At 57.3% G+C, this 6,279-nt stretch carries 9 protein-coding genes; 6 read left to right on the top strand and 3 right to left on the bottom strand.

What is annotated here, in order from left to right; all coding sequences use genetic code 11:
• The first annotated feature begins 285 nt into the window (after window positions 1-285).
• Window positions 286-615 carry a four-helix bundle copper-binding protein gene (locus ACYVGU_RS21380; protein WP_460623766.1) on the top strand — a complete coding sequence of 110 codons (330 nt, stop codon included), beginning with the start codon at window positions 286-288 and terminating at the stop codon, window positions 613-615.
• 46 nt (window positions 616-661) lie between these two features.
• Here the strand turns inward: ACYVGU_RS21380 and ACYVGU_RS21375 are convergent, their stop codons facing one another.
• From ACYVGU_RS21375 to ACYVGU_RS21365, 3 genes are read right to left on the bottom strand one after another with little or no spacing between them, the layout of a single operon-like run.
• Window positions 662-1,177, bottom strand: coding sequence for a hypothetical protein (locus ACYVGU_RS21375; protein WP_460623765.1), 516 nt, complete (start codon window positions 1,175-1,177; stop codon window positions 662-664).
• A gap of 17 nt (window positions 1,178-1,194) precedes the next feature.
• Complete coding sequence (locus ACYVGU_RS21370) at window positions 1,195-2,142, bottom strand: relaxase family protein (protein WP_460623764.1); 948 nt, start codon at window positions 2,140-2,142, stop codon at window positions 1,195-1,197.
• Window positions 2,139-2,609, bottom strand: a complete 471-nt coding sequence (locus ACYVGU_RS21365; protein WP_460623763.1) for a plasmid mobilization protein — start codon at window positions 2,607-2,609, stop codon at window positions 2,139-2,141. The genes ACYVGU_RS21370 and ACYVGU_RS21365 overlap by 4 nt, the downstream gene beginning before the upstream one ends.
• A gap of 1,084 nt (window positions 2,610-3,693) precedes the next feature.
• Between ACYVGU_RS21365 and ACYVGU_RS21360 the strand changes: the two genes are divergently transcribed.
• The 5 genes from ACYVGU_RS21360 (at window position 3,694) to ACYVGU_RS21340 (ending at window position 5,961) form a co-directional block, all read left to right on the top strand.
• The gene (locus ACYVGU_RS21360) at window positions 3,694-4,644 is read left to right on the top strand and encodes a replication initiation protein (RefSeq protein ID WP_460623762.1); all 951 of its coding nucleotides are present in this window, start codon (window positions 3,694-3,696) and stop codon (window positions 4,642-4,644) included.
• Window positions 4,645-4,679: 35 nt separating this feature from the next.
• Window positions 4,680-4,904 carry a hypothetical protein gene (locus tag ACYVGU_RS21355; protein WP_460623761.1) on the top strand — a complete coding sequence of 75 codons (225 nt, stop codon included), beginning with the start codon at window positions 4,680-4,682 and terminating at the stop codon, window positions 4,902-4,904.
• A complete protein-coding gene (locus ACYVGU_RS21350; protein WP_345127676.1) occupies window positions 4,901-5,164 on the top strand; it encodes a Txe/YoeB family addiction module toxin in 264 nt (87 codons plus the stop codon). The genes ACYVGU_RS21355 and ACYVGU_RS21350 overlap by 4 nt, the downstream gene beginning before the upstream one ends.
• Window positions 5,165-5,316: 152 nt before the next feature.
• A complete protein-coding gene (locus tag ACYVGU_RS21345; protein ID WP_460623760.1) occupies window positions 5,317-5,643 on the top strand; it encodes a hypothetical protein in 327 nt (108 codons plus the stop codon).
• A gap of 57 nt (window positions 5,644-5,700) precedes the next feature.
• Window positions 5,701-5,961: a hypothetical protein gene (locus tag ACYVGU_RS21340; protein WP_460623759.1), complete on the top strand. Its 261-nt coding sequence runs from the start codon at window positions 5,701-5,703 to the stop codon at window positions 5,959-5,961.
• Window positions 5,962-6,279: the final 318 nt, after the last annotated feature.

Below are 6,279 nucleotides of genomic sequence, written 5' to 3'. Positions count from 1 at the left end.
GAGGAATCTTACTCCTCCCTTTTCCTTATCATCAAGCCCCGTTACGGAGGATAAGCGAACATAGGATAATGTAGCTTATCCGACCGACCTCGGAATAAGTACGGTTTTTCTCCCCACCGCCCCTACTCGCCAAACGTGGTACTTTTCCGGTGGAAGCCCTCCCTTTGGGGCGGCTTTTTTAAGGCGGCGCCCCCCGAATTCTGTACTACTAGGTGGCAATTGTACCGAACCCGGGGGACGGGCAGCGGGTATGAATAGTATTGTTTCACCTTAACCCCGTGTACGATGCATACTCAAAACCAAACCCTGCTCGACGCTCTCAATGCCTGCGTGGCCGCCTGCGAGCACTGCGCTACCGCCTGCCTACAGGAAGACGACGTGAAGATGATGGCCCGCTGCATTAGCCTGGACCGCGACTGCGCCGACATTTGCGCCCTAACGGCCCGCTACGTGGCCCGGGGCTCGGAACATGCCCAGCACCTGCTGCGCGAGTGTGCCGAGATTTGCAAGGCCTGCGGGGACGAGTGCGCCCAGCACCAGCACCAGCACTGCCAGGAATGCGCCGAAGCCTGCCGCCGCTGCGAAGAAGCCTGCCGGGCGGGCCTTCAAGGCTAAACGGGGGATAAATATAGGGCCGGTGAATGGCTAAAAATAGGACAAGCTACTGCGGGAAATACTTCTTGACCACCTTCGGATTGTCCCGTTTCAGGTCCCAATAGCCCTTCGTCAGCCAATCCAGCGCCGACTTTTTCTTGGCCTGCTCCTGCTGCAATACCACTACCTGCGCCTCGGCTGCCGCTTTCTGCTGCCAGAGGTAAGTGCTCAGGCTGACCAGGGCCAGCAGCAACGCAATCACCCCTAGCCCCAGCCGGCCACTGGTAAAGCCCCACACTTCCCCCACCACGGGCACGCTGCGCGGAATCTGCGCAATCACCTGCTGCAGCTGCGCCGTGCCCGTGGTGAGCGTATTTTCCACCTTCGCGGGTGTGGCTAGGTGCGGCTGAATCGCCTCGGCTATGCCCTGGTAGTTGATGGTAAACCGCACCTCCTGCTTCACCTTGGCCAGCACCTCGTCCAGCTCGGCCCGGCTCACCGGCTTGCCCTGCTCTAAGCTGCGCTTGTTTAGTGCCTCGATGCCGCGCCGTAGCGCGTTTATGTCTTGAAGTAGCTCTTGCATACGTTGTTGCTGAAAAGTTAATCCCCCATCTCAAAGCCGCGGGACTGCTGCTTGCTCGGTTGCTGCTGCTGGGGCTGCCGCTCTTTGGCCTGGGCGTACTCGGCCGCCAGCTTGGCCAGCGCGTAGTCCTGGCCCACCTGCTGCCACGGCTGAGCCGGGTCCTGGCCTAGCTCGCGGGCCTTGGCAAAGCCCGTTTCCAGATTGCCGGCGCTGTACTCGCGGCCCACCTGGCTACCCTTCACCCGGTGCCCGTCCTGCGCGAACACCACCCCGGCCGGGCTCCCGTCCTTGCGCCGCGTCAGTTCCAGTTCGATGCCTCGGGGTCGTAGCGCCTCGCGCAGCTCGTCAAAGCTGCGGGCCTGGCCCGCCGTGTAGCTCAGGGCGCGGCCAATGTCCTGGCGGGCGCGGCTCCACTCGGCCGACTGTTCCTCTTTCGGGGTCGTGGCCTTCGCCTGGGCCGGGGTCGGGCCGATTTCGCGGGCCTGCTTCCGGCCCACCTGGTCGGCCACTATCAGCCCGTACTCCTGCTCGATGCCCTTGCACACGTCCACGCTCCGGGAGCGAATAAACTGGTCACTCACCGTCTGCCCGTCCAAATCCACCCGGTTTACCACCAGGTGCATGTGCGGGTGGGTTTTGTCCTGGTGCCGCACCACGGCCCATTGCGTGTTCTCCGAGTCAATTTTTAGCCCCTTTAGGTAGTCCTGGGCAATGCGGCCCATCACCTCGTTGGTCAGCTTCTCCTTTTCCTCCGCCGGGAAGGCCAGCGCCACGTGCAGCACCGCCTTGCCCAAATTGGGCCGCATGGCCCGCACCGCGTCGAAGTCCGCTGCCATGTGGTCGGCGCTGTCCGTGCGCACCCCGTGCGCGGCCAGCACCTCGGCCCCTTTGCCGGGGGCCTGCTCCTGCAGCACGTACCGGCACATAGCCCCGAACGACTGGTTAACCTTCACCTTGCCAATCATGCCCCCTCGCCCGCGAGCCGCTTCAACAAGTGGTGCATCTGCCCGAGTACCGTCGTGGCCCCGGTGCGCTGGTCCTGGCCCAAATGCGCCAGCTTGGTGAGCTGGTTCAGGTTCGCCGCCATGCCGGCCAGCTGCGCCAGCTGCCGCGCTTCCTCCGGGGTCGGCGGGGCCTGCAGTTTTGTGGCCGTGTTCTGTTTCCGCCATACCGACCGCAGCACTTCGCCCTGACTCAACTTGTACCGTTCGGCCTCCTGGGTCAGGCGCTCGTGCTCCGCGTCGGTCAGCCGGACGCTCACGACGTGGCGCTGTTTCTCGGCCAGCGGGCCAGCCTTCCGGCCTCCCTTGCGGGGGCGGTGGGGAGTAGAATCAGGGGCTGCTAGGTCTGCCATATGTGGGTCCCCGAAGGGGCAAGTGTAGTGAGCCCAACGGGCGAACGGGTTTTGGGTATTGCGCGAAGCGCGATTCACAAAACACATCTTGCGATCGACGTCAGAACGACCGGGACCGCGCCTCAAGGTACACGTTTCTTCCCAACTGCCCCTACTCCGTCCGATCCGATTGGCACCCATTCTCTCCACGTTCTTAGAGCTGGATAGACTAGCCCCTGCTGTGTTTGGTAGGTTTCGTAACGCCCCTTCTATCTTTGGCCCACTTGCACGGTTGTCACCCCGCCAACGCGACGTCTGAAAAGACGAAGCCCCGGCTGGTGACACAGCCAGGGCTTCAGGAAGTGGGTGGATTCAGCACCCTTACTCCCGATCGAAGATGGGTAAACGTGCCAAGGTGAAACCCGCCAGCCAGGCTGGTTGGTTTCGCATCTCCCTGGAATTGCTCAAAGCAGCACTAGGGGGAGCAGTTCGAGCAGTGGTCAGCCACTGGCTCGGGCATCCGTAGGATAACGGCGGCTAGGACTTCGGTCTTGGCCGCCGTTTGTACGTGGACCAAAGTCGTATGTACAGTACAAACATACGAGGTTCAGGACAATCCTAGTTACGCTACGAGTTCAGCGAGTTACCTAGTCTGTCTGGCGCACACAACGGCAGCCTAGTTGGTCTATCCATCGGTCTGTACCCTCAGTCGCTCCCGTTCCCATGGTCTTGGCATTCACAAGTTCAAAGCAGTACATAAGCTCAACAATAAATATTATAAACCATTGATTACCAATAATATACGGTTTATAAAATGCGCGCAAGTTACTGGCTTCTAGGACTTTGCTGTTTTTGCTTTGCTTGCGCCGTTGTACTCCTGACTAGTCCCTAAAAGCTCTTTTTTTTTTCGCGCGAACACCAATTGGTGTATTTGAGCTTATTTGTTCTATTTGAGGGGCCCGTATATTATTGATTGCCAGCTTTTTATGACACTTATAAACGGGTTTTAGTGGGTGAGAAACGGGTTTTAGTGGGTGAGAAACGGGTTTTAGTGGGTGAGAAACGGGTTTTAGTGGGTTTAGAAACGGGTTTTAGTGGGTTGAAAACGGGGTTTAAAAACGTAATCCGAATACAATGCCCGTTTCTTGCTTATAATTGCCCAATAATCAGCCAGTAGCCCCTTATGAGCAAGGAACTAGAAGTTCGCCAACACAATGCTTTAACCAATGCTCGGTACGAGTATTCGGAGCTGCAGCTTGATTTGCTGTTCTTTCTTATCTCTAAGCTCCGAAAAGACCAGCAAGACAGGGTTTATGAGTTGAATATCAAAGACCTGTCTTCACTGACTGGCAAAAAATACAACGCTGCCTATCTCCACAAAGCGACTGCTGACATGGGTAGCCGTGTGTTTGAGGTGCAAACTGAAACCCGGTACCGGCAACTGTGGATGTTCCAGCGGGTGGATTACCTACTTGGGCAAGGAATCATTGAAATCAAGCTTACAGAGGACATTACGCCTTATCTGTTTGACCTGAAAGAGAACTTCACTAGCTACGAGTTGGCTTCGGCACTGCGCCTCACTAGCAAGTATGCTAAGCGGATTTATCAGTACTGCAGTCAATGGAAAGACCAGGGCGAAACCAAAAAGTATGACATTCAGGAGTTCAAGATGATGCTCGGCTTACTTGACGACAAGGGCAAGGATAAGGCTATCAGGATGAGTGACTTTCGGGAAAGTGTGCTGGATGTGGCCGTAAAGCAAATCAATGAGCACACTGAATTACACGTCAGTTACCAGCTTGAAAAACGGGTCAGAACCTACAAAAACATCGTTTTCACAATCAAGCGCCAAGCTTTGGCCGAAACCATTCCTTTCGACCTGGTGACCACTGCTCAGGATGTGCCTGGCATTCAACAGAGCCACTATGACAACGCCGCCCGCATCCTCGACGAGCTGCGCATCACTGACGTCAAACACCGGCAAGTCATCCTCAGCAGCGCGGCCCACGTCGCCGAAGTCAACCGCTACAACCACGACCTAAAAACGGGCAAGGTCAAAGCCAGCCGCAATCCGGGGGGCCTGCTGCTCGTACGCTTGGGCCTGGTCGCCGCCAAAGCCCCGCAAATGGCCTAGAAAGGCCCCTAGAATCCACGTATCTTTACCCTGCCATGAAAATCACGCTCGAAGTACCCGATAGCCGTGCTGGCTTCCTTTTGGAGCTATTGCGCAACCTGCCCTTTGTCACGCTCCGGGGTCAAGCCGCCAAAACGTCTGCCTCGGACGAAACCGCCCACCTGCTGTCCTCGCCCGCCAACGCCGAACGCCTGTACGCGGCCCTGGAGCGCGACCGCCGGGGCCAGCGGCAAGTTCACGAGTTGCCGGACACGATATGACGCTGAGTTGGGACGATGCCGCCTGGGAGGACTTTCAGTACTGGCTTGACACGGACAAAGCCATCGCCCGCAAGATTCGGGCACTGCTCAAAGAATGCCTGCGCACCCCTACCACGGGCACGGGTAAGCCCGAACCACTCAAACACGACTTTGCCGGCTTCTGGTCGCGCCGCATAAGCGGGGAGCACCGACTGATTTACCGCTTTGAGGCCGACCTAGTGTACGTGCTGCAATGCCGTTTCCACTACACGAAGAAGTAGGCACAAAGGCGTTCTCGAACGCCGATAGCGGGCCCTATCCGAAAGACGACGGCTGTTTAAATCACCGTTTTCGTGAACTCCTGCTATCTTGGGAAGGCTTCCGACAGCGAGTTGTCTTTCCTACTTAGCACCCTTTTTCTCCTGCCCTGACTATGTCCACATTACGTATCGTGCTGCTGAATACTCTTTTGTTGGCAGGCATGGCCACCGCAGGTCACGCACAGGGCATTCCAAAACTATCATCTAGTCGGTTTGAGCATCACATAGTGGGGTCAAAAACAGTTGCAGGCAGCTCCCTCGCCCCGGTGAAACACCCCGCCTTGTATGTGGTGGATGGAACGCCTATGACCCGGGAACAACTTGATGGGATAAGCCCATCGCAGATTCAGCACATTCGTGTCGCTAAAGACAGCCTCTCTCGGGCCGCCTATGGGCCACGCGCCAAGGATGGGGTGGTGTTTATTACGATGAAGAAGTAACCCCCACCTGAAGCAGGCGTGATCTGCCCGGGCAAGGCGCGAACTAAAACCCTGGTTATGAAACACGCCCCCGCTTTCCTCCTTGGCCTGACGCTGTTGGCCCTCTGCGGTCCTGCTTCCGCCCAAACAACGCCCACTCCGGCCCCGAACACCCCCCTGGGGAAAGGAGTCCCTCATCCCAAACGGGCGGCCGCTTCCCCGCGCACGGCGCCGGTGTCGGCCGTGAAAATGGACACCGCGGCCTTTCGTCGCTCCGGACGCCCCGCTGACGCCATCCGAATCCGCGCCCGGGATATTCCATCGAAAAAGAAAGACTAAAGGAGGAGGTCGTTCGAGCATCTGCTCCCTTTCTTAGACTGCTAACAGCTGCTCCGCACCAAGTGCTAATCGACCGCTGAGCGCCCGGCGAGTTTAAGAAACTCGTCTACGATTCAAAATTTACGAAACTCGAAAAGGAGATGAGTTTCGTAGACTCGAAACAGATGCCTTTCCGGGACTTGGGCAAACAGGATTTTGGGGGCAGTGGGGCAGTGCAAAAAGTCCCGGGGTCATCTTGGAAAAGTTGCTTAACAAGAACTGTGTTAAAAGTCAAGCATTAAGCACCAATTTGGAGGTAAAATCTGCCTGGTAGGGTAC

Source organism: Hymenobacter tenuis (assembly GCF_054780495.1).
Note: the sequence above shows the minus strand (reverse complement) of the source record. Positions and strands in the feature narration are given on the sequence as shown.